The sequence below is a fragment of the Bradyrhizobium tropiciagri genome, assembly GCF_018130545.1.
In the GTDB taxonomy this organism is placed as follows: Bacteria; Pseudomonadota; Alphaproteobacteria; order Rhizobiales; family Xanthobacteraceae; genus Bradyrhizobium; species Bradyrhizobium tropiciagri_A.
This window is the reverse complement of record NZ_JAFCKF010000003.1, coordinates 410,631-436,432: the sequence shown is the minus strand read 5'-3', so window position 1 is coordinate 436,432 and position 25,802 is coordinate 410,631. Positions and strand designations below refer to the sequence as shown.

Genomic DNA, 25,802 nt, shown 5'->3' with positions numbered 1-25,802 from the left:
CATGCGTGGGTGCCGCGCATTTGTCGCGGCACTGGTGCTCGCGCTGATCGCAACGAGTGCGAGGGCCGGCTCCGCGGGGCCGGCCGCGCACAGCTTCTCGGCGGAAGGCCTCGCCAAGGTCTCCGACTATGTCAGGAACGAGATCGCGGCCGGAAAGATTCCCGGCGCGATCCTGCTGCTGCAGCAGCACGGCAAGCCGGTCTACTACCAGAATTTCGGAGTTCGCGACCTCGCAACCGAATTCTCGATGAGCGCGGACACCATCTTCCGCCTCTATTCGATGTCGAAGCCGATCACGACTGTTATCGCGATGATGCTGGTGGAGGACGGCAAGCTCGCCCTCAGCGATCCCGTGGCGAAATACATCCCGGCCTTTGCCGATATGAAGGTCGGCGTGGAGAAGCGTGGCGACGAAGGCAAGGCGACGATGATGCTGGAGCCGCTCAAGCGGCCCGTCACCATCGAGGATCTGATGCGCCACACCGCAGGCCTGCCCTACGGCTATTACGGCGGCGGGATCGTGAACAAGGACTATGCCGATGCCGGCCTGTTCGACAACGACCCCGACAATGCCGAGTTCGTGGCGCGGCTTACGGCGCTGCCGCTTGCCGAACAACCCGGCACGCAATGGGATTACGGCCATTCCACCGACGTGCTCGGCCGCATCATCGAGGTGATCACAGGAAAGTCCCTGTTTCAGGTCGAGAAGGAGCGGCTGCTCGGCCCGCTCGGCATGAACGAGACCGCGTTCTACGTCGCCGACCCCGCGAAATGGCCGCTGATCGCCGAGCCGATGCCGACGGATCGCAGGATCAGTCCGGTCGCCGAGATCCGCGACCCGCGCAAGGCGCTGCGCTGGGAATCCGGCGGTGGCGGCATGGTCGGCACCGTCGGTGACTACGCGCGCTTCTCGCAGATGCTGCTGAACGGCGGCAGCTACGAGGGCAAGCGCTATCTGAAGCCGGAGACCATCGCGCTGATGGCGCGGGATGATATCGGTCCGGAAACCGCCGTTGTGCGCGACAAGAACTATTATCCCGGTCCGAACTCCGGCTTCGGCCTCGGCTTCGCGGTTCGTACCTCGGTGCCGTCGAACACGGACTGGCCATTGGGTGAGTATCGCTGGGACGGTGTCGGCGGCACGTTCTTCTTCATCGATCCCGCGGACGATCTGTTCGGGATCTTCATGGTGCAGACGCCATCACAGCGCGGCCGGATCCAGCAGGAGCTGAAGACGCTGATCTACAAGGCGATGGGGCGATAATCCGGGTAAGACTTCCTTTCGTCATTGCGAGGAGCTCGCGACAAAATTGCAAAGCAATTTTGCGCTGAAGCGACGAAGCAATCCATCGTTCCGCGTACACGGGCAGATGGATTGCTTCGCTTCGCTCGCAATGACGAACGGCTATGCCGCGCGAACGATATCCCTGACGTGGCCGATCATCTCCTCGATCATCGCTGCGGTGACGTCGAGATGCGTGCAGGCCCTGATCCGGCCGTCCATCATCGCCAGCGTTACGCCGCGCTTGCGCAGCTCGGCGACCATCTTGTCGCCCGATACGCCGGCGCCGTCAGGCTTGAAGAACACGAGGTTGGTCTCGGGTGCCTGCACCGCGATGCCGTTGATCTGCGACAGCCCGCGCGCCAGCGCCCGCGCGTTGGCGTGATCGTCGGCGAGGCGATCGACGTGATGATCGAGTGCGTAGATGCAGGCGGCGGCGCAGACGCCGGACTGCCGCATCGAGCCGCCGAGCCGCTGTTTCCAGCGCCAGACGTCGTCGATGAAGGCGCGGGTGCCGGCGATGACGCCGCCGATCGGCGCGCCGAGGCCCTTGGAGAAATCGATCCAGGCCGAATCCCAGCCTGCCGTCATGTCGCGCGGCGAGATGCCGGAGGCGACGGTGGCGTTCAGCAGCCGCGCGCCGTCCATGTGGGTCACGAGCCCATGGGCCTTGGCGATGCGCACGACCTCGTCGAGCGCGGCCTTCTTCCAGATCGTGCCGCCGCCGATATTGGCGGTCTGCTCGACGCTGACAAGCACCTGTGGCGGCTGGTAGCGGGTGCGCGGATGCAGCGCGGCGCGGAACGTCTCCGGCGTGAACTGGCCGTCGTCGCCGGCAAGCTGTGTGATCTGGAAGCCGCCCAGCGCCGCATGCGCGCCGCCCTCGCGCGCGACGATATGCGCGGTCGCATGCGCCAGGAGTTCGTCGCCGGGGCGGCAATAGGCCAAGGTCGCGGCGACGTTGCACATCGTGCCTGACGGCATGAAGACGGCCGCTTCCTTGCCGAGCAGATCGGCGACGCGGGCGTTGAGTTCATTGGTGGTCGGATCGTCGCCGACCTGCTCGTCGCCGACCTCCGCTTTGGCCATCGCCTCGCGCATCGCCGGCGTAGGCTTGGTCTGGGTGTCCGACAGCAGGTTGATGCGGACGGCGGGCGCCTTCGGATCGGGCCGGGCAGGGGTGTAGTGCATGATGTCTCTCTCGGTCGGTGCGGCGCGACATTACCCAAACAAAAAGGCCCCGGCAAAACCGGGGCCTTTCGGATCTCGCAACGCTGAACTGATCAGCGCGAATAGAATTCGACGATCAGATGGGGCTCCATCTGCACCGGGAACGGCACGTCGGTGAGGGCCGGGGTGCGGACGAACTTCGCGGTCATCTTGCCGTGATCGACCTCGAGGAAGTCAGGCACGTCGCGCTCGGGCAGCTGGGCGGCTTCCAGCACCGGGGTCAGCTGCTTGGAGGATTCCTTGACCTCGATGGTGTCGCCGATCTTCAGCTTGTAGCTGCCGATGTTGACCTTGCGGCCGTTCACCTTGATGTGGCCGTGGTTGATGAACTGGCGCGCGGCGAACATCGTGGAGACGAACTTGGCACGATAGACCACGGTGTCGAGACGACGCTCGAGCAGGCCGATCAGGTTCTCGCCGGTGTCGCCCTTCAGGCGGCTGGCTTCGACGTAAATGCCGTGGAACTGGCGCTCGGAAATGTTGGCATAGTAGCCCTTGAGCTTCTGCTTGGCGCGGAGCTGCACGCCGAAGTCGGAGAGCTTGCCCTTGCGGCGCTGGCCGTGCTGGCCGGGGCCGTATTCGCGGCGGTTCACAGGGCTCTTCGGGCGGCCCCAGATATTCTGGCCCATGCGGCGATCGATCTTGTACTTCGCCTCACTGCGCTTTGTCATCGCGTCCTCTTTGTATAGCCGTCGCTATCCAGCGCCCGGCGTTTTGTCAGTCTAGGGTTTGAGGAGACGCGCCCTCCTGTGTACCGGCCAAAAGGCCTGTACCGACAGGTCCGCCTCGAAAGCTCGGGGAGAACCACGGGTCGCGAAACGCATCGCGGGCCGAAACCGGCCCGCGAGCAAGGGTGGTCTTAAGGAGAAAGTCCGGTCCTGTCAAACAAAACGCGGGGCATTTCGGGCCGAATCGGCGCCAAAATTGGCCTGTTTTGCCACCTTACAGCCGGTTTCCGGCGGTCCGGACCGGCCGGGCGTCGGCTTGCGGCTCGATCGTGGCCAATTCCGCGGCGATTTCACCGCCCAGCACCTGCTCGAGCCGGGTCATGGTCTGGGCGATCAGGGCGGCATCACAGACCAGATGATCCCAGCGCAGCACCACGTCGACCGTGTGATCCGGCTTGATCACGCCATAGCTCAGCAGGAACGGGCCCGGGCTCAGCGCGTGCAATTCGCCCGGACCATAGGCCGCGACCGAGGTCACGCCAAAGCTGCCGCAGAAATTGGCGCGCTGCCGGCCGAAATTCATTCCGATCGCCCAGGCCAGGCGGCGCAGCGGAAACGGCAGGCGCGTCACGCAAAGCGTTTTGCGGAACGAGGGGATTTCGTGCAGCGGCGCGGTCTTGGCGCGCCGGATCAGCGCGTCGACGTCGGCGAGCGCCATCTCGTCGGCTCCCCGGACGCGCTCGAACAGCACGCAGTCCTCACCTTTCTCAACCCGCGCAATCGCCACCATGCCGACGCTGCACGGCAGCTCGTACAGGCAAGGCCACGGCCATTTGACGTGCAGCGTGCGTAGCGTCGGCTCGGTCTTGGCGACCAGCGCGAACGCCTTGACGAAGATGGCGGCCCAGCCAGGTGCCTGCGCCATGCGTGCGCGCGCCTCGACGACCGCACGAACGTTCAGTGTGCGCGTGAGGGAGACGAACGGCACGCCGGCCGACGCGTGCATGAGATCGGCGACGAGGCGGCGCGGCAATGAGATCTGACGAAATTTACCGCGCATCCGTTCGGTTCATATCCCTGCAAACAGGCAAAAAATCAAAGGCCCGGCGAACTGAAATTGTTGCTCGCCGCACCTGAAGCTCACATGAACCAAATGATCCGAGGTCCATTTGGTTCGACTCACGGCGCTGGTTTTGCCAAGGGCTCTCCGGCCTTGACCACGTAGACCCCAAGCACCTTGAGCGGCTTGTCGCCGGACGTCTTGGCGTCGTGCACCGCACCTTCCGGGATTTGGTAGGAATCGCCCGCCTTTAGCTTCAAAGGCGGCTTGCCGTCGATCAGAAGGTCGAGCTCGCCTTCGAGCACATAGCCGGTTTCGACGCCGGGATGGCTGTGGCGCCCCGACGCACCCCCGGCCGGAACCTCGGCAATCGCCGTGACCGTGTTGTAGCCCGCCGGGAAATCGACCTTCTGCAGCGGGGTTCGCTTGATGCCGCTCTGCTGCGCAACCGCAGCGCCGGCACCGGCAAAGGCAATCAGAGCAAGACCAAGCAGCAATTTCCTGAACATGCATTTCCTCCCAACCAGCGGAAGTCTAGCAGCGCGGAATCGCGGCGAAAAGCACATGATGTGTGATGTAGGCTTCCGACATTGGGATTAGTCCGTTCATCTAACAGCACAGGCTGTCGTGAAATCAGACGCGGCCCTGCTTACGCGAAGCTTACATGCTGTTTAGACAATTGCGGTCCCGAGCCGTTATTCCCCCGCGAGGGCGATAGCCGCGGTCGACGACGATGCGTGGATTTCCTGCTCGATTGTGTGCGCCGCTTTCAGCAGAATCTCGGCGATCTCCTGTTCCCGGCGGGGGCCCAGTCGCACCCGCACCGCCGACAAGGTGATGGCTGCGGCCGGGCGGCCGTCCGGAGTCTTGATCCAGGTCGAGATCGATTTCGTTCCCTGCACCAGTCCGACCTCGCGCAGATTGTAGCCACGACGCCGCGCGGCGGCGATCTGCCCCAGCACCGCCGATGCATTGGTGCGATAAGCCTTGAACCTGACTTCGTTGGCGGCGACGATTTTGCGGGCTTCATTCGGTGGCATCGCGGCGAGAATGGCAACTCCGGCGCTGCTGACCCCAAGCGGGCGTCGCGCGCCGACTTCGATCGATAGCACCTGGATCGGGTAGGAACCGATCCTGCGGTCGACGCACAGCGTGTCATTGCCGGTGCGCACGGTCAGGAACAGCGTGTCGCCGACTTGCTGCAGGGTTTGCCTCAGGATGTCGTCTGCGGCGGCCAGCAGGGGCGAGCGTGATCGACGTGCGAGCGCGAGTTCGCCGACCTGGCCGCCGATCGCGTAACGGCCGGTCTTCTGATGGCGCTCGACAATGCCTTCCTCGATCAGCACGTGGACGATCCGATGCACCGTGGGCCGTGTCATTCCGGTGGCCTGCACGACTTCGGCGAGCGGGACGCCGTTCTCGCGGCCTGCGGCCAGGATGCGCAGCACGGACAGCGCGCGGCGGATCGCCTGGGCGCCCGGCCGCGGTTCCGCCCGGCGTCGGACCGGTCTTGAGGTGGATGTCTTGTCCATAATGTGGACAAGAACCGCATGAATCGGTCGACAGGTAAAGCCCGGAATCGACAGATTGCGGTCTGGTCGGGGCAAACCTTGGCGCCACTCGACGGGTTCTCAAGAACAAGAGGGCGGAAGCGATCCGTCACTGCGGGAGGATAAATGAAATCGCTCTGGATAGCCGTAGCTGCCGTTGCGGCGGCAATAGCCGGTCCGCAATGGCCGTCCCGTGATCCTCGGTCCAAGCAGCTGGATTGAGCGGACGATGCAGATCGATCCATCCGATCTCGGCGCCGAGCGGATCTACCGTCTGATGACCGGCATCGTGGTGCCGCGTCCGATCGCCTGGGTGACGAGCCTGTCGCGCAGCGGCGTGCTCAACCTGGCGCCGTTCAGCGCCTTTACCTTCGTGTCGCAGAAGCCGCCGATGCTTGCCATCAGCGTCGGCCGCAAGGGGGCCGACTACAAGGATACGGCGCACAACATTCTCGATACCGAAGAATATGTGATCCACATCGCCGATGCCCCGCTGATGAACGCCGTGCATGAGAGCTCGGTCGAGCATCCGCCGGAGATCAGCGAGGTGGAGCAGCTCGGGCTGGAGACGGCGCCAAGCGAGCATATCAAGGTCCCACGCCTGACCGCGGCACCGGTCGCGATGGAATGCCGCTTCCGGCAATGCCTCGAATTCGGCGAGACACGCAGCCGGCTCATCGTCGGCGAAGTCGTGATGTTCCATATCCGCGATGGCCTCGTCAGCAACGGCAAGGTCGAGACCGAAGCGCTCGATCCGATCGCCCGCATCGGCGGCCCGCGCTATGCGCGGCTGGGCGAGATCGTCACGTTACGCGCCGTATTCCAGACCCCGAAGTCGCCGGAGTGACCCGCATGACCGCGACGACAACCGACATCTCAATGACCGACCAATCCCCGACCTCCAATCTCAACGGCTATTCGACCGGCGAACGCGCCGCGATCATCTTTTCATGCATGCTCGGCTTTGCGCTCGATCTCTACGACGTGCTGATCATGCCGTTCCTGATGGGCTCGATCCAGGGCTCGCTCAAGATATCGCTCACCCAGGTCGCAAGCGTCACCAGCCTGACGCTGATCGGCTCGGTGATCGGCGGCGCGCTGTTCGGCTGGCTCGGTGACCGCATCGGCCGCAAGCAGGCGCTGCAACTCACGCTCGGCGTGTTCGCCGCCGGATCGATCGCGTCGGCCTTCGCCTGGGACTATACCAGCCTCGCGATCCTCCGCTTCGTCACCGGCGTCGGCCTCGGCGGCGAGTGGGGCGCCGGCATGGTGTTGTTCAACGAAGCCTGGAACAAGGATCGCCGCGGCCTCGGCAGCGCCTTCATCCAGGGCAGTGCGGTGATCGCCAGCGCCGGCGCGTCGATCGTCGGCGTCTGGGCCACGACCTCGTTCAGCACCGAATGGGGCTGGCGCATCGCCCTGCTCACCGGCGGCACGCCGATCATCCTGATGATCTTCATCCGCTTCTTCATGCCGGAATCGAAAGCGTGGCTGCAGTTCGATCGCGCGCGCAAGAGCGGCCTGGTGGAGACCGCGAAGAGCGCCAACAAGAGCACCAACACGCTGCTGCTGATGTTCCAGGGCCGGCTGCTGCCGATCTCGATCATGTGCCTGGTGTGGATGATGGCCTACATGTTCTGCTACTACGGCATCGTCGTGTTTACGCCGACGCTGATGCAGAAGTCGCTCGGCACGCCGCCTGAAGTGGTGCGCAACATCTCGGTCATCGCATCAGTCGTGGGTGGCTGCTCCTACATCTGCATGGGCCTGCTCAACGACGCCTTCGGCCGCCGGTTCGGGGCGCTGCTGCCGGGGCTGTCCTGGGTCGCGACGGCCTGCGGGCTCTATGCGTTCGCGCATGTGAAGTACGCCGGCAACCTGTTCGGCTTCCCGATGTTCTGGGTCTACATCGCCTTCGTGATCGGCAATTCCGCGCTCGGCGTGGTCGGGACCTGGCTGTCCGAGATCTACCCGATCGAGGTGCGCTCGACCGCAGTCTCGGTGATCTACATGGCCGGCCGCGGCATCGGCAGCTTCGCACCGGTGGTGGTGCCATTGGCGGCCACAGCGTTCGGCGGTGAGTTGGCGACGGGCATGTTGATCGTGGCGCCCGCGATCGCCCTGTTCCTCACGATGACCCTGCTGCTGCCCGAGACGCGCGGCCGCGAGCTTGCGGCAGCCGGACGCGCAGCCTGACGATGTCTTGGAAAGGACGACAATGCGATTGTTGAGCTATCTGGCACATGGCGAGCCGCGCTATGGCGCGGCCGTCGAGGGCGGCGTGGTGGATCTGACGAAACGGATCGGCCGCGACTTCGCCGATCTGAAGGCGCTGATCGCGGCCGACGCGCTGGCTGCGGCGCGAAGCGCGATCGCGGCACAACAGCCGGACTACGCCCTCGACGGCGTGACCCTGCTGCCGCCGGTGCTGGCGCCCGAAAAGCTGTGGTGCATCGGCGTCAACTACGCCGAGCGCAACGCCGAATACAAGGATAGCTCGGATCTGCCTAAATATCCGAGCCTGTTCGTCCGCAGCATGTCATCGATGACAGGCTCCGGCCAGCCGATCGAGAAGCCGAAAGTCTCGGAGCAGCTCGACTATGAGGGCGAGCTCGTCATCGTGATCGGGAAGGGCGGTCGGCACATTCGGCGCGAACAGGCCTGGTCGCATATTTTCGGCATCACGCTATGCAACGAGGGCACGGTGCGGGACTGGCTGCGTCACGGCAAGTTCAACGTCACCCAGGGCAAGAATTTCGATCGCTCCGGCAGCCTCGGTCCATGGATCGTCACATCAGACGAGCTCGATCCGCGCGGCCCGCATGACATCGTCACCCGCGTCAATGGCGAGGTGCGGCAGCAGGATACGACGGAACGGCTGATGTTCCCGTTCGATATGCTGATCGCCTATCTCTCAACCTTCGCGACCCTGAAGCCCGGCGACATGATCGTGACGGGCACGCCGACCGGGGCGGGAGCGCGGTTCGATCCGCCGCGTTGGCTCAAGCCCGGCGATGTGGTCGAGGTCGAATCCGCCGGTATCGGCGTGCTGCGCAACACCGTGGTCGCGGAGCGATAGTTCATGCTCGATGCGTCAACGGTCCAACGCCTCGCGGCCAGGCTCGACGAGGCCGAGCGAACCAAGTCACTGGTCGGGATATTTTCACACGAGCATCCCGATCTCAGCATCGAGGATGCCTACGCAATCCAGCGAGCCTGGACGCGCTTGCAACTCGATCGCGGCCGCATCATCAAGGGGCACAAGATCGGCCTGACCTCGAAAGCGATGCAGAACGCGGTCGGCATCGCCGAGCCCGATTACGGCGTGCTGTTCGCCGACATGTTCTATCCCGATGCCGGTCCGATCCCGTTCGATCGCTTCCATGCACCACGGATCGAGGTCGAGCTCGCCTTCGTGCTGAAGGCGCCGCTGCGCGGGACGGACTGCACCATCTTCGACGTGCTGAACGCCACCGATTATGTGACGCCGGCGCTCGAGATCCTGGAGACCCGGATGCACCGCGTCGATCCCGAGACCGGGAAGGGGCGCAAGGTGATGGACACGATCTCGGACAACGCCGCCAACGCGGCGCTGGTGCTCGGCGGCCGGCCGTTCCGTCCGTTGGAGGCCGATCTGCGCTGGATCGGCGCGCTGCTGTTCCGCAATGGCGAGGTCGAGGAGACTGGGCTTGCCGCCGGCGTGCTCAATCATCCGGCGAACGGCATCGCCTGGCTTGCCAATCGCCTGGCGCCACATGACGAGCATCTCGCCGCCGGCGAGGTCGTGCTCGCGGGATCGTTCACCCGCCCGGTCGATATCCGCCGCGGCGACACGATTCATGCCGACTACGGCGCGTTCGGCTCGGTGTCATGCCGGTTCGTCTGATCAGCAGCAAGCCAGAAAGGACCCATTCATGACAGATCACCTCCGACGCCGAAGCATCCATATCGGCGCCTTCAAGCACGCCAATCCGATTCCGAATGCCAGCCGCATCGGCAATCTCGTGATGTCGGGCGTTATCCTCGGTCGCGATCCTGCAACCGGCGCCATGCCCGAGAGCCTGGATGCACAATGCGCCAACATGTTCGCGCACATGAAGGCGACGGTGGAGGCCGCCGGCGGCGCCACAGGCGACATCATCAAGATGACGGTGTGGCTGAAGGATCGCTCGCAACGTGCTCCGGTGAATACGGAATGGCTGAAGATGTTTCCTGACGAGCACTCACGCCCGGCGCGCCACGCGCTGCCGATGGACAACATGGAGGGCGGCGCGCTGGTGCAGTGCGATTTCACCGCCGTCATCGACTAGAAAGAGCATCATGCCGACCTATCTTCCATTCGATCCCAATCCTCGCAAGCCCGCGAAGGCGCCGCCGCCGAAGACCGTGGACAGCCAGTTTCACGTGCTGGGTCCGTTGGACAAATATCCGATCCGGCCCGGTGCTGCCTATCAGATGCCGACCGCGACCTGGGAAGCCGCGCTCCGCGTGCACAAGGCGCTCGGCATCGAGCGCGGCGTGATCGTGCAGACCACGACCTACGGCGCGGACCACGCTGTCGTGCTCGACGCCCTGGCGGCGATGGGCCCGAACTATCGCGGCTGCGCCAATGCGCTGGTGTTCGCCGAGGCCGACGATGCCTACCTTGCAAAGTTGCATGAGGCGGGCGTGCGTGGCGCGCGCTTCAGCTTCCGCCAGGAGCTCGGGGCCGTGCTGTCCGACAAGGATTTCGCGCGGGCGATCGGGCGCATCCGCGAGCTCGGCTGGTATGCGAAAATCCAGCCCGAGAAGGATGGCATCGTGTCGAGCGTCGAGAAGTACCAGTCGCTCGACGTGCCGGTGCTGATCGACCACATGGCGCGTCCTGATCCCGCCGGCGGCAAGGACGATCCCAATCTGCGCAAGATGCTCGAGCTACTGTCGAAGGGCAATTTCTGGGTGATGCTGTCGCTCGGCGAGAAGACCTCGAAGGCCGGTCCGCCCTATGACGACGTGATCCCGATCGCCCGCGCCTATATCGAGGCGGCGCCGGATCGCTGCGTGTGGGCGAGCGACTGGCCGCATCCGGTGTCGGTCAAGCAGCCGCCCAACGACGCCGATCTGATCGAGCTGATGTATCGCTACGCGCCTGACCAGGCGACCCTGGAGAAGATCCTGGTCCACAACCCGGCGAAGCTGTTCGGTTTTCCCGCCTGAGACCAGATCCAACACGTCCTCCCCGTGCGTCTCGCACGGGGAGTTCCCCGATCGCGCAGCGCCTGATCCCGGTGAATGCGGCGGCTATGCCGCGCTGAAACAACGATCAGTCGAAGCCGCGAGCGAGCGCGAGGTCGCTGCGCTCGATGATCGCATTGGCTTGCTCGGGGGGCGAGCGACGCCAACTCGTCCTTCGCTGCATCCAACGCTCGATGCATTCCGGTTTGTGCAGCGCGTTCAATTCGCGCCATCGATCGGCCGTGCCCTGCGACATCGTGCCTCGATTGATTTTGATCGGCGAGGCTGGCTCGCGGAGCGGATCTGCAAACGAGCGCAATTTCCGTTGTTTTTCCGCGAATACGATCATGGTGACGGCATCGGATTGACCTGAATTGCGACATGCTTCGTTAAGACTGCTCGCCCCGGGGTTGAAGTTGGCACAAATTGCACATTACACGCCGGGCGTGTTGCGCTATTCTTTGATCTCAAAGCGAAATAGCTCGCGACGTTCGATGGGACGGATCACGCGCCGCGGGAGCGGCTGCGCGTGTGGACGTGCGCGCGGAAAGGAACGGAGGAGAAAGGGAAGAAGGCCTGACGTGATCAAACGCTGCCGAAACGAGCAGCATCGAAAAATGGAAGGGCGCGATGATGCAATCGAGCACGACGTTCGGCCACCAACTCCCACGATAACGCGCGGACAGGTGCATGGGCATGTTCCGCGCAGAGACCACCTCCGCTGACCCAGAGCCGCACGACGGCAGCCAGACCGATGACATGGTCTGGATTCCCGGCGGCACGTTCCGCATGGGCTCGGATCATCATTATCCCGAGGAAGCGCCATCGCACCGGGCATCGGTCGATGGCTTCTGGATCGACCGCACGCCGGTCACCAACGCCCAATTCCGCGAATTCGTGCGCGACACCGGCCACATCACGGTCGCCGAGCGGCCGCCCGATCCGGCGCAATACCCGGGCGCGCTGCCGCATATGCTGTACGCCGGCTCCCTGGTGTTTTGTCCGCCGCGCCGGGTCACGACGCTGCGCGACTGGAGCCAATGGTGGACCTTCATGCGCGGCGCGAACTGGCGTCGGCCCTACGGCCCGCGCAGCAACATCAATGTGCTCGGCAGCCATCCGGTCGTTCACGTCGCCTATGCCGATGCGCTCGCCTACGCCGAATGGGCCGGCAAGGAATTGCCGACGGAGGCCGAGTGGGAATTCGCCGCGCGCGGCGGTCTCGAAGATGAGGAGTTTGCGTGGGGCAATGCCCTGACGCCGGGCGGCAAGCACATGGCCAACACCTGGCAGGGCAACTTCCCGCTGCAGAATCTCTGCGAGGACGGTTTTGACCGAACCTCGCCGGTGACCGCGTTCCCGCCGAACGGTTATGGCGTCCATGACATGATCGGCAATGTCTGGGAGTGGACCGCCGACTGGTGGTCCGCCCGGCATGAGGCCGATGCCGCAAAACCCTGCTGTATCCCGCAGAACCCGCGCGGCGGCGGCGAGAGCGCGAGCTACGACCCCGCCCAGCCCGCGATCAGGATTCCGCGCAAGGTCCTCAAGGGCGGCTCGCATCTCTGTGCGCCGAACTATTGCCGCCGCTACCGCCCCGCCGCCCGCCACGCCGAGCCGGTCGATACCTCGACCAGCCATGTCGGCTTTCGCTGCGTGGTGCGGTCGCCCATCCCTTCTCAACCACCGCAAACGCCGTCTGAAAAGTAGAGGGAGTGTTGAATGAGTAGCGACAACAACAAGACCGTCGAAACGGAGCAGGTGATCAACCGCAGGAATGTGCTGCTCGGAACCACGTCGATCGTCGCAGCGGCGGCGTTGACCTCTGAAGCTTTGGCGCAGGCGCAAAAGGCGGCGCCTGCGGCGACATCGCCCACGACATCGTCCGACAAGAAGCCGAACATCCTCGTGATCTTCGGCGACGACATCGGCCAGACCAATCTGAGCTGCTATTCGTTCGGCGTCGTCGGCTACAGGACACCGAACATCGATCGTATCGCCAAGGACGGCATGATGTTCACCGATTATTACGGGGAGAACAGCTGCACGGCCGGGCGATCCACCTTCATCACCGGCCAGGCCTGCAAGCGGACCGGCCTTTCCAAGGTCGGCGTTCCCGGTGCGACTGTCGGCTTGCAGGACCGCGACGTGACCATCGCGCAGGCGCTGAAGCCGCTCGGTTATGCCACGGGGCAATTCGGCAAGAACCATCTCGGCGACCGGGATGAATATCTGCCGACCAAGCACGGCTTCGACGAGTTCTTCGGCAACCTCTATCACCTCAACGCCGAGGAAGAGCCGGAGATGCCGACCTTCCCGAAGGAAGATCCGCTGTTCAATCAGCATCCGCGCGGCGTGCTGAAATGCAGCGCCGACGGCAAGATCGAGGATACCGGACCGCTGACGCGAAAGCGGATGGAAACGATCGACGATGAGACATCGGATGCCTGCGTCGATTTCATTCAACGCCAGGCCAAGGCGAACAAGCCGTTCTTCTGCTGGATGAACTTCACGCGGATGCATTTGTTCACGCATGTGCGCCCGTCGATGACCGGCCAAAGCGGCATGCCCGGCAACTTCTACGCCGATGGCATGATCGAGCACGACGGCGACGTCGGCAAGATCCTCAAGGCGCTGGATGACCTCGGCATCACCGAGAATACCATCGTGATCTACTCGACCGACAACGGCCCCAATCGCTGGACCTGGCCGGACGCGGCCACGTCGCCATTCCGGAACGAGAAGGACTCGAACTTCGAAGGCGCGTTTCGTGTTCCGGCCTTGATCCGTTGGCCGGGCAAGATCAAGCCAGGCTCGGTTTCCAACGACATGTTCTCCGGTCTGGACTGGTTTCCGACGCTTCTTGCAGCGGCCGGCGACACCGACATCAAGGAGCGGTTGCTGAAGGGCACGCCGATCGGTGGTAAGACCTTCAAGGTCCACCTCGATGGCTACAATCAGCTCCCCTATGTGACAGGGCAGCAGCCGAAGAGCGCACGAAACTGGTTCGCCTATTTCAACGACGATGGTGTGCTCGTCGCCTATCGTCTCGACGACTGGAAGGCCGTCTTTGTCGAGATGAAGCATCCAGGTGGCTTCGCCGTCTGGCAGGAGCCATTCACTCCGCTGCGGGTCCCCAAGCTCTATCACCTGCGCATGGATCCCTACGAGCAGGCCGACATCGTCTCGGATCAGTACTTCGATTGGCTCGCCAGGAACGACTTCAAGGTGGCGCAGCTGACGACTCACGCCGCGGTCTTTCTGCAGACCTTCATCGAGTATCCGCCGAGCCAGGAGCAGGCGAGCTTCTCGATCGACCAGATATCGCGCGAGGTCGAAGCGAAGATCAAGGCGAACGCTGCCAAGGCCGGCGCCAAGTAACACGGCCCGCCGCCCCGCTGTTGCGCGCGGTGTGACACGACAAGGCCGGGAGGCATCGGCACAAACGACGCCTCCCGAGCAAACATAAGCGGGATTTGATGGTCAGCTCCGGTTCCATTGCGTTGCGGTCTTCGCCGATGAACGAGAACACAACAGCTTCGTCGGCCCGGAATGCCGTGCTCGATCTCAAGGCGCGCATTGGCAAATCTGTGCTTGGTCAGGAGCACCTGGTCGAGAGCATGCTGATCGGGTTGCTGGCCAACGGCAATCTCCTGATCGAAAGCCTGCCGGGGCTTGCCAAGACGCGCGCAGTGAAGACGCTGGCGAAGAACCTTGCAGCGGACCTGTCGCGCGTACAGTTCACGCCGGACCTGTTGCCGTCGGACGTGACCGGCGCGGAAATCTATCTGCAAACCGAGAAGGGCGGCCAGTTTCAGTTTCAGAAGGGGCCGATCTTCGCCAACCTCGTGCTGGCCGACGAGATCAATCGTGCGCCGGCCAAGGTGCAGTCGGCGCTGCTGGAGGCGATGGAGGAGCGTCAGGTCACCGTCGCCGGCAAGACTTACAAGATGCCGGATCTGTTCATGGTGCTCGCGACCGAGAACCCGATCGAGCAGGAGGGCACCTACCCGCTGCCCGAAGCGCAGCTCGACCGCTTCCTGATGCATGTCGTGATCACCTATCCCGATGAGGCGACGGAAGCGGAGATCATCAAGCTCAATCGTGCTGAGAATGCGCAGAGGCCGGAAGCCGGCACCATCGAGCCGCCGCCGGTGCCGCAGCAGGCCATTCTCAACGCGCGCGGCGAGATCGACGGCATCTTCGTCTCCGACCTTGCGGAGAAATACATCGTCGACCTGATCTATGCGACGCGGTTTCCCGGCCGCTACGGCGAACCCCTGGGTAAGTGGATCCAGATCGGCGCCAGCCCGCGCGGCAGCCTTGCCATTGACCGCTGCGCGCGGGCGCGGGCGTGGCTCGATGGGCAGGATTTCGTCACGCCCGACCACGTGCGATCAGTCGTGCACGACTGCCTGCGGCACCGGCTGATCCTGAGTTACGAGGCGGTATCGCAGGGCATTGGCCCTGATCAGGTGATCGACAAGATCATCGAACTTGTCGCGGCTGCGTGAGGGTTGCTATGACCGAGACATCAGCCAAAATGTCCGGTGTCTATGTCGGGCTCGACGATCTGATCGCGCTTGAATATCGCAGCCGCAAGGTTTCATTTCTGCCGCGTCAGCCGGTGCACAGCCTGTTGTCGGGCCGGTTCGCCTCGCGCATGCGCGGTCGCGGGCTGAACTTCGAGGAGATCAGGGACTATCGCCCCGGCGACGACGTCAGGGAGATCGACTGGAAGGTGACCGCGCGGCTGCAGAAGCCGCATGTGCGGGTCTTCAACGAGGAGCGCGACCGCCAGGCCCTGCTGGTGGTCGATCAGCGGCTGTCGATGTTCTTCGGCAGCCGGCGCGCCATGAAGTCGGTGACCGCGGCCGAGGCCGCCGCGATCGGCGCCTGGCGTGTGCTCGGCGTCGGCGACCGGATCGGCGCGATCGTGTTCAATGACGGCGATGTCGTCGAGCTGGCGGCGCGGCGCAGTCGCGCGACGGTGCTGCAGATCTTGTCCAGCATCGTCGTACAGAACCAGGCGCTCGGCGTCGGGCGCGGCATCGTCACTGCGCCGGAGAAGCTCAACCAGGCGCTCGAATGCGCCGTGCGGCGGGCGATGCATGACGCGACCGTAATCGTCATCAGCGACTTCGACGGCGCCGATGACGCGACGCGCCGGATGATCGGGGTGATGAACCGTCACAATGACGTGGTCGCCGTGCTGGTCCACGATCCCCTGCAGAGCGACTTGCCGGCCTCGAGCCGGATGACCGTCACCGATGGCGAGCTGCAGATTCAGCTCGAAGTCGGCCGCGACAGCGTCCGCCGGAGTATCGCGCAGGCATCTCAGGAGCGGCTGCAGGGCGTCTTCGCGTGGACGCGGGAGCTTGGCGTCCCGGTGCTGCCGTTGAGCACATCAGAGGAAACGGCGCCGCAACTCCGGCGTCTGCTGGGCGGGCTGCCGGCCCGGCACGGACGCGGTGGTGGTCATGCCAAGGCGGAGGTGGCCCTTGGCTGAAACCCGCCCCCTCATCGCGGATCCCGTGGCGGGCCTCATCGATATCCCGCTGCCGCAACCGGTGAGCCTGCTTCCCGCGACCTGGGCGGCGCGGATCGTGATTGTGCTGCTTGCGGCCGGCATCGTTGTCGCGGCATGGCATCTGCTGCGGCATGTCCGCGCCAACCGCTACCGGCGTGTGGCACTCGCCGAGCTTGACCGGCTGCAGCAGACCTCTGCCGCCATTCCCGGCGGAATGGCGGCGGGCCTTGCGCTGCTGGTGCGACGCACGGCGCTCGACGCCTTTCCGCGCGAAACCATCGCGCCACTTGCCGGCGCGCACTGGCTTGCGTTCCTCGATCGCAGCTATGGCGGCGATGAATTCTCGCAAGGCGCGGGCCGGCTGCTCACAACCGCACCTTACGGGCGAACGACGGCCGATGCCGGCGAGCTCAGGTCGCTGCAGGATCTGGTGCGACGCTGGATCAGGGGGCACCATGTTTGAGCTCGCATGGCCCTGGATGCTCGCGATCCTGCCGCTGCCGATCCTGGTGTGGTGGCTGCTGCCGCCGTATCGCGCACGGCAGGCCTCGGTGATGGTTCCGTTCTTCGACCGCCTCGCGGCCGCAACCGGCCAGACGCCGCAACGCGGCGCGGTCGTGCTGCAGCGGCGGCGCATCCAGATGGTGACGGCTGCCGTGATCTGGGTGCTGGTCGTCGCGGCGCTGGCGCGGCCGCAATGGGTCGGCGATCCCGTCACGCGTGAAGTATCCGCGCGGGATCTGATGCTCGCGGTGGACATCTCCGGATCGATGGACCAGCGCGATTTCCGCGCTGGCGATGGCGCCATGCTGACGCGGCTCGACGGCGTCAAGCGCGTGATCACGGATTTCATCGCGCGGCGGCGCGGCGACCGCGTCGCGCTGGTGCTGTTCGGCACCAAGGCCTATGTCCAGGTGCCGTTCACGCAGGATCTGCAGACCGCAACCACATTGTTGGCGCAGACCGAGGTCGGCATGGCCGGCCAGCAGACCGCGATCGGCGACACCATCGGGCTTGCGATCAAGACCTTCCAGGCCAGCACGGCGCGCGAGAGGCTTCTGGTCCTGCTCACCGACGGCAATGATACCGCGAGCCGCGTCCCTCCGGAGCATGCCGCCGACATCGCCCGTCAGGACGGCGTCGTGATCGACACGATCGGCGTCGGCGATCCCGCAGCGACCGGCGAGAACCGTGTCGATCTCGGCGCGCTGCGGTCGGTTGCCGAGACGACGGGCGGTCATTTCTTCCGCGCCGAGGACGCTGCGCAGTTGCAGGCGGTCTACGCAGACATCGACCGTCTCACGCCGGCCAAGCTCGATACGTTGTCATGGCGGCCGAAGCTGCCGCTATTCCAATGGCCGCTGGGTGCCGCGGTGACGCTGTCGCTGCTGTTGTGGCTCGGTCTGTCGCTGCAAAGCGGGCTCGGACGGAGCGGAGCGCTCGGTCATGCATGACGCGGCCGCGATCCCGTTCCATCTGCTGCGGCCGCTTTGGCTGCTCGCCCTGATTCCAGTCGCTGCCGTATTCGCCTGGGTGCGCTGGCGGCAGAGCCCCCAGGCGCAATGGGGCGGGGTGATCGCGCCGCATCTGCTCGATCATCTCATCGTGCAACCCGGCGCGGGACGCGGCGTCAGCCCGCTCTATCTGGTCGCTGCCGGGCTGTCGCTCGGCATCGTCGCGCTATCGGGGCCGACCTGGCGGCGCGAACTGCCGCCCTTCGTCGAGGACAAGGCGCCGCTGATGATCGCGTTGTCGCTCGACAATTCGATGGGGGAAACCGACATCGCGCCGACGCGACTCGAACGCGCCAAGCAGAAGATCAGGGATCTGCTCGCTGCGCGTGCCGGCGCGCGAACCGGGCTGATCGCCTACGCAGGCACCGCGCATCTGGTGATGCCGCTGACCGACGATCGTGCGGTCATAGAACCCTTCCTCGCGGCACTTGTGCCCGGCCTGATGCCGTCAGCCGGGAAGAATGCGGCCGCGGCCGCGAGGCTCGCCGCGGAGGCGCTCGCGACCGACACGGTGCCTGGGACGATCCTGCTGGTCTCGGACGATCCCGCCGACGCGGCTGGCGCGGTTCGTCAGGCCGCCGGCCGGAACGGCCTGGTCAAGCTGAGCGTCACGCCGGAGCACAAGGGCGCGACGCTCGGGTTCCATCCGGACGTCGTCCAGGTCAGTATCGACGATGCCGATATTGCGGCGCTCGAACGCCGGATCGAAACCTCTTATCAGGCGGCCGAAAGCATCAAGTTCGGCATGCAATGGCGCGACGAGGGCTTTTGGCTGCTGCTGCCGATTGCATTGCTCAGCGTGCTCTGGTTCCGGCGCGGCACGACGGTGGCCTGGGTTGTCGCCTTCGTCGTGCTGTCGCACCTGTCGTCCGCCAAAGCGGAAGAGCCACGCCGCTTTGCCGATCTGTGGCTGACGCCGGACCAGCAGGGCCGGATCGCTTTCGACCGCGGCGACTACGCGACCGCGGCCAAACACTTCTCCGATCCGATGTGGCGGGGTATCGCCGCCTATCGTGCCTTCGACTTCATTGCTGCCGCCGAAGAATTCGCGCGCGTCGATACGCTCGAAGGACATTTCGCGCTGGGCAACGCCCAGGCGCAGAACCACGCCTATGAGAAGGCGATCGCCGCCTATGATGAGGTCCTGAAAGCCGCGCCCGGCCACGTCGCCGCAACGACCAATCGCGCCATCGTGTTGGCGGCGCTCAAGGCGCAGGAGGAGAAGCGAAAGAAGCAGGAGCAGGACGACAGCGCGCCGCCGGACGAGAAGGCCGACGAGATGCGCGTCGACCCGACCCAGAAGGGTGGCAAGAAGATCCTGGTGACGCCGGCGGATCTGACCACACCCGGCGCTGCCGAAGCCTGGATGCGTCAGGTCCAGACTACCCCGGCCGATTTCCTCAAGCTGAAATTTGCCATCCAGGATGCAGCGCAGCCCGCGGGAGCAAAGCCATGAGGCGCCCGCTCGCGATCGCAACCCTGATGTTCAGCCTGGTCGCACCCTGCGCGACGCTCGCCCAGCAAAGCGCGCCGGAGCCGATCGTGCGGGTGACGCTCGATCCGCCGCGCGTCGTGGTGGGGCAGGCGGCCACGCTGCGGATCGAGGTGCTGGCGCCGAACTACATGACGGCGCCACCTGAGTTGCCGGGCTTCCAGGTGCGCAATGCCGTGACCCGCCAGTTGCGCAGCGCCAATGAGAGCGAGGAGCGCGACGGCCTCACCTATGCCGGTGTCCGGTTCGAATTTGCCATCCATCCGCAGGAGCCGGGCAGCTACGCGATCTCTGGTCAAACCATCACCATCAAATACGCAGCCGAGCCGCCGGCGACACGCGAGGCCACGCTTGCGCTGCCGCGGATCGCATTCGAAGCGTTCATTCCGGACGCGGCATCGGCCCTGCAGCCATTCCTGGCGGCGCGCAATCTGTCGATCGAGCAGACCGTCAGCCGTTCGTCGGATCAGCTCAAGACCGGGGACGCTGTCACGCGTACGGTGACCGTCAAAGCCGAAGGCATTCCGGCGATGCTGCTGCCTCCGGTGAAGTTCGCCACGCTCGACGGGCTCAAACTCTATCCCGCGCAGCCGTCGCTTCAGGACAAGACCGAGGGGCGCCCCGAGGTCTTGTCGTCAGTGCGCGTCGACAGCGCGGTCTACATGCTCGAGAAGGCCGGCGATTATGTGCTGCCGCCGGTCGACCTGCACTGGTGGAACATCGATGCGCAAAGGATCGATATCGCGCATGTCGATGCGGTGACGCTGCATGTTGCGGTAAATCCGGCAGCACGTGGTGCATCGTCGACCGATACGTCCCGCGTAGGCGGCTCGTGGGGGGCCTTGCGCGATGTCATCGTCGATCATTGGCAGGCGGCCACGCTCGCGCTGCTGGCGCTCGCCGGGCTCGGCTGGCTGATGCCGCTGATGGTGCGGGCGATCGTGGCCCGTCATCGCCGGCATCGCGCGGCCTATCTGCGGTCGGAGACTTTCGCGTTCAGGGCGCTGCGGCGCGCCGCGCGCAAGGGCGACGCCAGGGCCGTCTACTTCGCGCTGCTCGACTGGCTGCAGCGGTTCGAACCGGTCGCGCCGCAGCACACAGTCGAGGCCTTCAGGACCGCCGCCCATGATGCTGCGCTCAATGACGAGATCGGCGCGGTCGAGCGCGCACTGTTCTCGCCGTCCCCCGGCGCCGCGGGCTGGTCACCGGGTCAGTTGCTGCGCCGTGTCGGCGGCGCCCGGCGCCGCATCCGGCGCGACGCGGCACGCGCTGCGCGGCGGAGGGGCCCGGGGCAACTCAATCCCGCGGATGACCGTGTGGTGTCGCGCAACCGGCAGAGGAGGCCTGCGCGATGAGCCGCGATCTAGGCATCCTTGCCGTCTCGAAGCGAACACTTCTGATTGCGTTGCTCGCGCTGCCGCTCAGCGCACTCGGGCCGGCCCGGGTGTTGAGCCAGACCAACCCGTTGCCATCCTGGAACGACGGCGCCGCGAAAACGGCGATCGTCGATTTCGTCGCGCGCGTCACGACGCAAAGTGGTGCGGACTTCGTGCCGCCGGCCGAGCGGATCGCCACTTTCGACAATGACGGCACGCTGTGGACCGAGCAGCCGTACTATTTCCAGCTCGCCTTTGCGCTCGATCGGGTCAGGGCGATGGCGCCGGAGCACCCGGACTGGAAGACGCGGCAACCGTTCAGGGCGCTGCTGGAAGGCGATAGCAAGGCGCTTGCCGCTACCGGCGAGAAGGGCCTGCTTCAGATCATGGCGGCGACGCATGCCGGCATGACCACCGATGCGTTCGCAGCCTCCGTGCGTGACTGGTTCGCGACCGCAAGGCATCCGCGGTTCAACCGCTCCTACGACAGCTTGGTCTACCAGCCGATGCTGGAGCTGCTCGCCTATCTCAGGGCCAACGGTTTCAAGACCTTCGTCGTGTCCGGCGGCGGTGTCGAGTTCATGCGGCCGTGGATGGAGCGGGTCTACGGCATTCCGCCGGAGCAGGTGGTCGGCTCGTCAGGCGTGGTGAAATTCCAGGTCGGCGCCGACGGCAAGCCAGTGCTGATGAAGGAGGCCAAGGTCGAGTTCATCGATGACGGCCCGGGCAAGCCGGTCGGAATCAACCGCTTCATTGGCCGTCGCCCGATCTTCGCCTTCGGCAACTCGGACGGCGATCTGCAGATGCTGCAATGGACCGCCGCGGGTCCGGGCGCGCGCTTCGCCGGCATCGTGCATCACACCGATGAGGTTCGCGAGTACGCCTACGACCGCCAGTCGAAGATCGGCAAGCTCGACAAGGCGCTCGATGCAGCCGCTGCCGGCGGTTGGACCGTGGTCGACATGAAGCAGGACTGGAAGGAGGTCTTTCCGTCATTGAGCAGCGAACTGTCGACCAGCGTAGCAGGCGAGAAAGCAAGGCAGGACCGGAAATGATTGGAAGTGAGAGGGCGGAGCGAAATCCACGTGGCATCCTTGGCGCGATCGTTGGTCTCGCGCTCGCGTCGCTGGCGCATGTGTCGCTGGCCAATGGGCAGGATCCCAAGCCGAAATATTCCGCGAAGGTCCCGCCCTCGATCACGACACCCGACACGGTGAAGACGCGGATCGGGACCCTGAAATTCTTCGACGGCCTGCCTGACGACGCGACGGTCAGGAAGGCCTACGACCAGCTCGACTTCTCGCGCGCGATCGAGGCGTTCCTGGCCGGAATTCCGGCGGCGTCGGTTCACGCGATGTGCACCGGCCTCAACGGGATCGGCGTCAAGCCGAACCAAGGCATGGGCCTCACCGAAGATCTCATGGACGCCCGCTCGCTGTTCCTGACGCCGAATTCGACCACGGTCTACAGCTTCATGTGCATCGATGTGAAGGACGGCCCGGTCGTCGTCGAGATTCCATCCGGCGTGCTGGGGCCGGTGGACGATGCCTTCTTCCGGTTCGTCACCGACGTCGGCCTGACCGGTCCCGACCAGGGCAAGGGCGGCAAATATCTGTTCGTACCGCCGGGCTATACAGGTGCGCTGCCCAGCGACGGCTATTTCGTCACGAAGACTCCGACCTACAGCAACCTGATCTTCTTCCGCGCCTTCGTGCGGAACAACGACATCCCGGCTACGGTCAAGCACGTCAAGGATCATGCCCGCGTCTATCCATTGTCGGCGGCAGCCAATCCGCCGGTGACCAGTTTCGTGAATTCGTCCGGCAAGCAGTTCAACACGATCCACTCCAACGACTTCACGTTCTACGAGGAGATCAACGAGGTCATCCAGCACGAGCCAGGCGATGCGTTCGATCCGGAGATCGTCGGGCTGTTCGCCGCCATCGGCATCAAGAAGGGCAAGCCATTCGCGCCGGATGCGCGCATGAAGGCGATCCTGGTCGACGGTGTTGCGGTCGGCAACGCGGCGGCCCGTTCGATTCTGTTCGCGCCGCGCGATCCGCGGGTGAAGTATTTCAGCGACCGTCAATGGGGCAACGGCTTCGTCGGCGGCAGTTATCAGTTCCTCGACAATGGCGAGCGCATGCTGGATGCGCGCACGCTGTTCCACTACGCGGCGACCGGCATCACGCCGGCGATGGCTGCGGCAAAGCCGGGCTCCGGTTCGGCCTACGCATTCACCAGCCGGGATGCCCGCGGGCAATTTCTCGACGGCGGCAAGACATACAAGGTCACGCTGCCGGCGCCGATTCCGGCCGGGCAATTCTGGTCGTTCACGGTCTACGACGCCCAGACACGTTCGATGCTGGAGACCGACCAGAAGCTCGCTGGGCTCGACAGCACGGAGAAAAGCGTCAAGCCGAATGCAGACGGGTCCTACACGGTCTGGTTCGGGCCGAAAGCGCCGGCCGGCCATGAGAGCAACTGGATACAGACCCGGCCGGGCAAGAGCTGGCAGGTGATCCTGCGGCTCTACGCGCCGTTGCAGGCCTGGTTCGACCACAGTTGGAAGCCTGATGATGTGGAGGCCGTGCGATGACGCAGCATCGGCGGTCGAACGGCGGGAGGGGCGGATGAGCGGCTACGACATCTTCGCCTGGATCGTGCTCGTCATCGTGGTCGCCAGCGCAATCGGCGTGTTCTGCATCGCGGGCTGGCTGCCCGGGCACATCGCGAAATCCCGCAATCATCCCTATGCGCAGGCGGTGATGGTCGCCGGCTGGATCACCCTGATCTGCGGCTTCGCGCTGTGGCCGATCGCGTTCGTCTGGGCCTATGTGGACGTGCCCGCGCGGCGCCGGGCGGGAGATGCGTGATGGGTGTCGCGATCTTCAACACCTATCTGGTGCTGCTGTTCCTGCTGGTGCATTTCAAGGTCGTGCGATTCAACCTGTTTTGGAAGGCGTCGCCCTTCATCGTGCTGGTGCTGTTGCTGTTCGGCCTGCTGGTGCCGATGGGGTGGGGCGCGCCGCAGGGCTCCGCGCTGGTTGTCCGCAACGCGGTGTCGATCGTGCCCGATGTCGCCGGGGAGGTGACCGAGGTGCCTGTTGCCGCCAACGCGCCGCTGAAGGCCGGCGACGTTCTCTTCAAGATCGATCCCACGCCTTACGACGCGCAGGTCAAGGCGATCACGGCGCAGCTTAAGCTGTCGAAGACGCGGCTGGCGCAGATGACGACGCTCTACGAGCGCGACGCCGGGCGTGGCTTCGACGTCGAGCAGCGGCAATCTGAGGTCGACCAGCTCAGCGGCCAGCTCGAGGCCGCGCAATGGAACAGTGACAAGACGACGGTGCGCGCGCCGGCCGACGGCTACGTCACCAACGTCGCGCTGCGCAAGGGTGCGCGGGTGGCGAACCTGCCGCTGTCGCCGGTGATGGCGTTCATCGACACCTCGAATACGATCATCGGCGTCGAGATCAACCAGATCGATGCGCGCTACGTCGCGCCGGGGCAGGAGGTCGAGGCGACCTTCAAGTTCGCGCCCGGGCAGATTTATTCTGGCAAGGTCGAAAGCGTGTTGCAGGCGGTGGCGTCCGGCCAGGCCACGACCTCGGGCACCGCCGTCGCGCCGAAGGCGATCGAGACGGTGCCGTTCGTCGTGCGCGTCAGGCTCGACGATGCCGCCTTCGCCAGCCGTCTGCCGGCCGGCTCGACCGGAACGGCCGCGATCTACACCGACCACCTCAAGCCCACGCACGTCGTGCGCCGCGTGATCCTGCGCCAGCTCGCGATCGTCAACTACGTCAACCCGTTCTGAGGGATGCCATGAAGCGATGCACGGCTGTGTTATGGATTTCGATGCTGACGATCCCGCCGGCGCTCGCGCAAGCGCCAGTGCCCGTCACGGTCGACAATTTTGCGCGGGCCGAATCCGATCTCTATGCCGGCAACCTCGCCAAGGGCGTCGGCCTCGGAAAGCTCAACCATCGCCGCGAGCCGGCCAGCATCGACAACCAGTCGGTGATCCGGCTCAACCGGGACACGCTCTATACATCGGGTGTGTTCGACCTCGACGCGGGACCAGTGACGATCACGATGCCCGACCCGGGCAACCGTTTCATGTCGATGCAGGTGATCAGCGAGGATCATTACGTGCCTGCCGTCTATTACGGTGCCGGCAAGCGCACGCTGACCCGCGACAATGTCGGCACGCGCTACGTGGTGGTGGGAATTCGGACGCTGGTGGATCCGAACGATCCGAAAGATCTTGAGCAAGTGCACGCGTTGCAGGATGCCATCAAGGTCGGCCAGAAGGGCACCGGTAAGCTCGAGCTCCCGAATTGGGACCCCGCCAGCCAGAAGGCTATTCGCGAGGCGCTTCTTGCGCTGAACGATTATACCGGCGGCTTCGCGCATGCCTTCGGGCCGAAGGGGCAGGTCGATCCCGTCAGGCATCTGATCGGCACCGCCGCCGGCTGGGGCGGCAATCCCGACAAGGACGCCACCTATCTCAGCGTCACGCCGACCGGGAATGACGGTACGACGGTCTACAAGCTGACGGTCCGCGACGTCCCCGTCGACGCGTTCTGGTCGATCAGCGTCTACAACGCCAAGGGATATTTCGAGAAGAACCCGTACGACGCTTACACGCTGAACAACATCACCGGCAAGAAGGGCCCCGACGGCTCGATTGCGGTTCAGTTCGGCGGCTGCGACGGCAAGATTCCCAACTGCCTGCCGATCACCAAGGGTTGGAACTACACGGTCCGGCTCTACCGGCCGCGTGCTGAAATCCTGAGCGGCAAATGGAAATTCCCGGAGGCGCAGGCGGCGAACTGAAGCGCCTGCGAATCCGCTACGATGTCTCGAACGAAGTGGGGAGGTCA

The 25,802-nt window shown here is 64.8% G+C and carries 26 protein-coding genes; 20 read left to right on the top strand and 6 right to left on the bottom strand.

The features are described from left to right. Position 1: 1 nt before the first annotated feature. Positions 2–1,264 (top strand): serine hydrolase domain-containing protein, encoded by a 1,263-nt coding sequence (locus JQ616_RS14780; protein ID WP_212015422.1) that lies wholly within the window; start codon positions 2–4, stop codon positions 1,262–1,264. A 141-nt stretch (positions 1,265–1,405) separates the two neighbouring features. Here JQ616_RS14780 and JQ616_RS14775 read toward each other — a convergent pair whose 3' ends face one another. The 5 genes from JQ616_RS14775 to JQ616_RS14755 form a co-directional block, all read right to left on the bottom strand. Next, positions 1,406–2,473: a threonine aldolase family protein gene (locus JQ616_RS14775; protein WP_212015420.1), complete on the bottom strand. Its 1,068-nt coding sequence runs from the start codon at positions 2,471–2,473 to the stop codon at positions 1,406–1,408. Positions 2,474–2,565: 92 nt separating this feature from the next. Beyond that, positions 2,566–3,183, bottom strand: a complete 618-nt coding sequence (rpsD, locus tag JQ616_RS14770; protein WP_212015419.1) for a 30S ribosomal protein S4 — start codon at positions 3,181–3,183, stop codon at positions 2,566–2,568. Between the two features lie 271 nt (positions 3,184–3,454). After that, a complete protein-coding gene (locus JQ616_RS14765; RefSeq protein ID WP_212015418.1) occupies positions 3,455–4,240 on the bottom strand; it encodes an acyltransferase in 786 nt (261 codons plus the stop codon). A 119-nt stretch (positions 4,241–4,359) separates the two neighbouring features. Further along, a complete protein-coding gene (locus JQ616_RS14760) occupies positions 4,360–4,749 on the bottom strand; it encodes a cupin domain-containing protein (protein ID WP_212015417.1) in 390 nt (129 codons plus the stop codon). Positions 4,750–4,935: 186 nt separating this feature from the next. Further along, positions 4,936–5,772: an IclR family transcriptional regulator gene (locus JQ616_RS14755; RefSeq protein WP_212015416.1), complete on the bottom strand. Its 837-nt coding sequence runs from the start codon at positions 5,770–5,772 to the stop codon at positions 4,936–4,938. Between the two features lie 247 nt (positions 5,773–6,019). Between JQ616_RS14755 and JQ616_RS14750 the strand changes: the two genes are divergently transcribed. Genes JQ616_RS14750 through JQ616_RS14725 form a run of 6 tightly spaced genes read left to right on the top strand, consistent with a single transcriptional unit; the run spans position 6,020 to position 10,986 of the window. Beyond that, the gene (locus JQ616_RS14750) at positions 6,020–6,637 is read left to right on the top strand and encodes a flavin reductase family protein (RefSeq protein ID WP_212015415.1); all 618 of its coding nucleotides are present in this window, start codon (positions 6,020–6,022) and stop codon (positions 6,635–6,637) included. Positions 6,638–6,642: 5 nt separating this feature from the next. After that, positions 6,643–7,986, top strand: a complete 1,344-nt coding sequence (locus tag JQ616_RS14745) for an MFS transporter (RefSeq protein WP_212015414.1) — start codon at positions 6,643–6,645, stop codon at positions 7,984–7,986. Positions 7,987–8,008: 22 nt separating this feature from the next. Beyond that, positions 8,009–8,869, top strand: a complete 861-nt coding sequence (locus tag JQ616_RS14740; RefSeq protein WP_212015412.1) for a fumarylacetoacetate hydrolase family protein — start codon at positions 8,009–8,011, stop codon at positions 8,867–8,869. A gap of 3 nt (positions 8,870–8,872) precedes the next feature. Then, positions 8,873–9,676, top strand: a complete 804-nt coding sequence (hpaH, locus tag JQ616_RS14735) for a 2-oxo-hept-4-ene-1,7-dioate hydratase (protein WP_212015411.1) — start codon at positions 8,873–8,875, stop codon at positions 9,674–9,676. 28 nt (positions 9,677–9,704) lie between these two features. Beyond that, a complete protein-coding gene (locus JQ616_RS14730) occupies positions 9,705–10,100 on the top strand; it encodes a RidA family protein (RefSeq protein ID WP_212015410.1) in 396 nt (131 codons plus the stop codon). A gap of 10 nt (positions 10,101–10,110) precedes the next feature. Further along, a complete protein-coding gene (locus tag JQ616_RS14725) occupies positions 10,111–10,986 on the top strand; it encodes an amidohydrolase family protein (protein ID WP_212015409.1) in 876 nt (291 codons plus the stop codon). A gap of 106 nt (positions 10,987–11,092) precedes the next feature. Here the strand turns inward: JQ616_RS14725 and JQ616_RS14720 are convergent, their stop codons facing one another. Continuing rightward, entirely contained in the window at positions 11,093–11,353 is a 261-nt protein-coding gene (locus tag JQ616_RS14720; RefSeq protein ID WP_212015408.1) for a hypothetical protein, read from the bottom strand. A gap of 347 nt (positions 11,354–11,700) precedes the next feature. On the opposite strand from JQ616_RS14720, the gene JQ616_RS14715 reads away from it, so the two are divergent. The 13 genes from JQ616_RS14715 to JQ616_RS14655 all read left to right on the top strand — a co-directional run bounded on the left by JQ616_RS14715 (position 11,701) and on the right by JQ616_RS14655 (position 25,755). After that, complete coding sequence (locus tag JQ616_RS14715; protein WP_212015407.1) at positions 11,701–12,714, top strand: formylglycine-generating enzyme family protein; 1,014 nt, start codon at positions 11,701–11,703, stop codon at positions 12,712–12,714. A 12-nt stretch (positions 12,715–12,726) separates the two neighbouring features. Further along, positions 12,727–14,385 (top strand): arylsulfatase, encoded by a 1,659-nt coding sequence (locus JQ616_RS14710; RefSeq protein WP_212015406.1) that lies wholly within the window; start codon positions 12,727–12,729, stop codon positions 14,383–14,385. Positions 14,386–14,522: 137 nt separating this feature from the next. Continuing rightward, entirely contained in the window at positions 14,523–15,518 is a 996-nt protein-coding gene (locus tag JQ616_RS14705) for an AAA family ATPase (protein ID WP_212015404.1), read from the top strand. An 8-nt stretch (positions 15,519–15,526) separates the two neighbouring features. After that, the gene (locus tag JQ616_RS14700) at positions 15,527–16,513 is read left to right on the top strand and encodes a DUF58 domain-containing protein (protein ID WP_212015402.1); all 987 of its coding nucleotides are present in this window, start codon (positions 15,527–15,529) and stop codon (positions 16,511–16,513) included. Then, entirely contained in the window at positions 16,506–16,997 is a 492-nt protein-coding gene (locus JQ616_RS14695; protein WP_212015399.1) for a DUF4381 domain-containing protein, read from the top strand. Before JQ616_RS14700 ends, JQ616_RS14695 begins: the two co-directional genes overlap by 8 nt. Continuing rightward, positions 16,990–17,988 carry a VWA domain-containing protein gene (locus JQ616_RS14690; protein ID WP_212015397.1) on the top strand — a complete coding sequence of 333 codons (999 nt, stop codon included), beginning with the start codon at positions 16,990–16,992 and terminating at the stop codon, positions 17,986–17,988. The genes JQ616_RS14695 and JQ616_RS14690 overlap by 8 nt, the downstream gene beginning before the upstream one ends. Continuing rightward, entirely contained in the window at positions 17,981–19,504 is a 1,524-nt protein-coding gene (locus tag JQ616_RS14685; RefSeq protein ID WP_212015395.1) for a VWA domain-containing protein, read from the top strand. Before JQ616_RS14690 ends, JQ616_RS14685 begins: the two co-directional genes overlap by 8 nt. Beyond that, a complete protein-coding gene (locus JQ616_RS14680) occupies positions 19,501–20,895 on the top strand; it encodes a BatD family protein (RefSeq protein ID WP_212015394.1) in 1,395 nt (464 codons plus the stop codon). Before JQ616_RS14685 ends, JQ616_RS14680 begins: the two co-directional genes overlap by 4 nt. Further along, positions 20,892–21,971, top strand: coding sequence for an HAD family hydrolase (locus tag JQ616_RS14675; RefSeq protein WP_212015392.1), 1,080 nt, complete (start codon positions 20,892–20,894; stop codon positions 21,969–21,971). The genes JQ616_RS14680 and JQ616_RS14675 overlap by 4 nt, the downstream gene beginning before the upstream one ends. Continuing rightward, positions 21,968–23,515 carry a DUF1254 domain-containing protein gene (locus JQ616_RS14670; protein ID WP_212015390.1) on the top strand — a complete coding sequence of 516 codons (1,548 nt, stop codon included), beginning with the start codon at positions 21,968–21,970 and terminating at the stop codon, positions 23,513–23,515. The genes JQ616_RS14675 and JQ616_RS14670 overlap by 4 nt, the downstream gene beginning before the upstream one ends. A gap of 34 nt (positions 23,516–23,549) precedes the next feature. Beyond that, the gene (locus JQ616_RS14665; RefSeq protein WP_212015389.1) at positions 23,550–23,792 is read left to right on the top strand and encodes a DUF3302 domain-containing protein; all 243 of its coding nucleotides are present in this window, start codon (positions 23,550–23,552) and stop codon (positions 23,790–23,792) included. Beyond that, a complete protein-coding gene (locus tag JQ616_RS14660; RefSeq protein WP_212015388.1) occupies positions 23,792–24,733 on the top strand; it encodes an HlyD family secretion protein in 942 nt (313 codons plus the stop codon). Before JQ616_RS14665 ends, JQ616_RS14660 begins: the two co-directional genes overlap by 1 nt. 41 nt (positions 24,734–24,774) lie before the next feature. Continuing rightward, positions 24,775–25,755: a DUF1254 domain-containing protein gene (locus JQ616_RS14655; protein WP_249136791.1), complete on the top strand. Its 981-nt coding sequence runs from the start codon at positions 24,775–24,777 to the stop codon at positions 25,753–25,755. The last annotated feature ends 47 nt before the right edge of the window (positions 25,756–25,802 follow it).

Coding starts and splice junctions, on each gene's coding strand:
- JQ616_RS14780 (WP_212015422.1), top strand. CDS start 2: ATGCGTGGGTGCCGCGCATTTGTCGCGGCACTGGTGCTCGCGCTGATC.
- JQ616_RS14775 (WP_212015420.1), bottom strand. CDS start 2,473: ATGCACTACACCCCTGCCCGGCCCGATCCGAAGGCGCCCGCCGTCCGC.
- rpsD (WP_212015419.1), bottom strand. CDS start 3,183: ATGACAAAGCGCAGTGAGGCGAAGTACAAGATCGATCGCCGCATGGGC.
- JQ616_RS14765 (WP_212015418.1), bottom strand. CDS start 4,240: ATGCGCGGTAAATTTCGTCAGATCTCATTGCCGCGCCGCCTCGTCGCC.
- JQ616_RS14760 (WP_212015417.1), bottom strand. CDS start 4,749: ATGTTCAGGAAATTGCTGCTTGGTCTTGCTCTGATTGCCTTTGCCGGT.
- JQ616_RS14755 (WP_212015416.1), bottom strand. CDS start 5,772: ATGGACAAGACATCCACCTCAAGACCGGTCCGACGCCGGGCGGAACCG.
- JQ616_RS14750 (WP_212015415.1), top strand. CDS start 6,020: ATGCAGATCGATCCATCCGATCTCGGCGCCGAGCGGATCTACCGTCTG.
- JQ616_RS14745 (WP_212015414.1), top strand. CDS start 6,643: ATGACCGCGACGACAACCGACATCTCAATGACCGACCAATCCCCGACC.
- JQ616_RS14740 (WP_212015412.1), top strand. CDS start 8,009: ATGCGATTGTTGAGCTATCTGGCACATGGCGAGCCGCGCTATGGCGCG.
- hpaH (WP_212015411.1), top strand. CDS start 8,873: ATGCTCGATGCGTCAACGGTCCAACGCCTCGCGGCCAGGCTCGACGAG.
- JQ616_RS14730 (WP_212015410.1), top strand. CDS start 9,705: ATGACAGATCACCTCCGACGCCGAAGCATCCATATCGGCGCCTTCAAG.
- JQ616_RS14725 (WP_212015409.1), top strand. CDS start 10,111: ATGCCGACCTATCTTCCATTCGATCCCAATCCTCGCAAGCCCGCGAAG.
- JQ616_RS14720 (WP_212015408.1), bottom strand. CDS start 11,353: ATGATCGTATTCGCGGAAAAACAACGGAAATTGCGCTCGTTTGCAGAT.
- JQ616_RS14715 (WP_212015407.1), top strand. CDS start 11,701: ATGTTCCGCGCAGAGACCACCTCCGCTGACCCAGAGCCGCACGACGGC.
- JQ616_RS14710 (WP_212015406.1), top strand. CDS start 12,727: ATGAGTAGCGACAACAACAAGACCGTCGAAACGGAGCAGGTGATCAAC.
- JQ616_RS14705 (WP_212015404.1), top strand. CDS start 14,523: ATGAACGAGAACACAACAGCTTCGTCGGCCCGGAATGCCGTGCTCGAT.
- JQ616_RS14700 (WP_212015402.1), top strand. CDS start 15,527: ATGACCGAGACATCAGCCAAAATGTCCGGTGTCTATGTCGGGCTCGAC.
- JQ616_RS14690 (WP_212015397.1), top strand. CDS start 16,990: ATGTTTGAGCTCGCATGGCCCTGGATGCTCGCGATCCTGCCGCTGCCG.
- JQ616_RS14685 (WP_212015395.1), top strand. CDS start 17,981: ATGCATGACGCGGCCGCGATCCCGTTCCATCTGCTGCGGCCGCTTTGG.
- JQ616_RS14680 (WP_212015394.1), top strand. CDS start 19,501: ATGAGGCGCCCGCTCGCGATCGCAACCCTGATGTTCAGCCTGGTCGCA.
- JQ616_RS14675 (WP_212015392.1), top strand. CDS start 20,892: ATGAGCCGCGATCTAGGCATCCTTGCCGTCTCGAAGCGAACACTTCTG.
- JQ616_RS14670 (WP_212015390.1), top strand. CDS start 21,968: ATGATTGGAAGTGAGAGGGCGGAGCGAAATCCACGTGGCATCCTTGGC.
- JQ616_RS14665 (WP_212015389.1), top strand. CDS start 23,550: ATGAGCGGCTACGACATCTTCGCCTGGATCGTGCTCGTCATCGTGGTC.
- JQ616_RS14660 (WP_212015388.1), top strand. CDS start 23,792: ATGGGTGTCGCGATCTTCAACACCTATCTGGTGCTGCTGTTCCTGCTG.
- JQ616_RS14655 (WP_249136791.1), top strand. CDS start 24,775: ATGCTGACGATCCCGCCGGCGCTCGCGCAAGCGCCAGTGCCCGTCACG.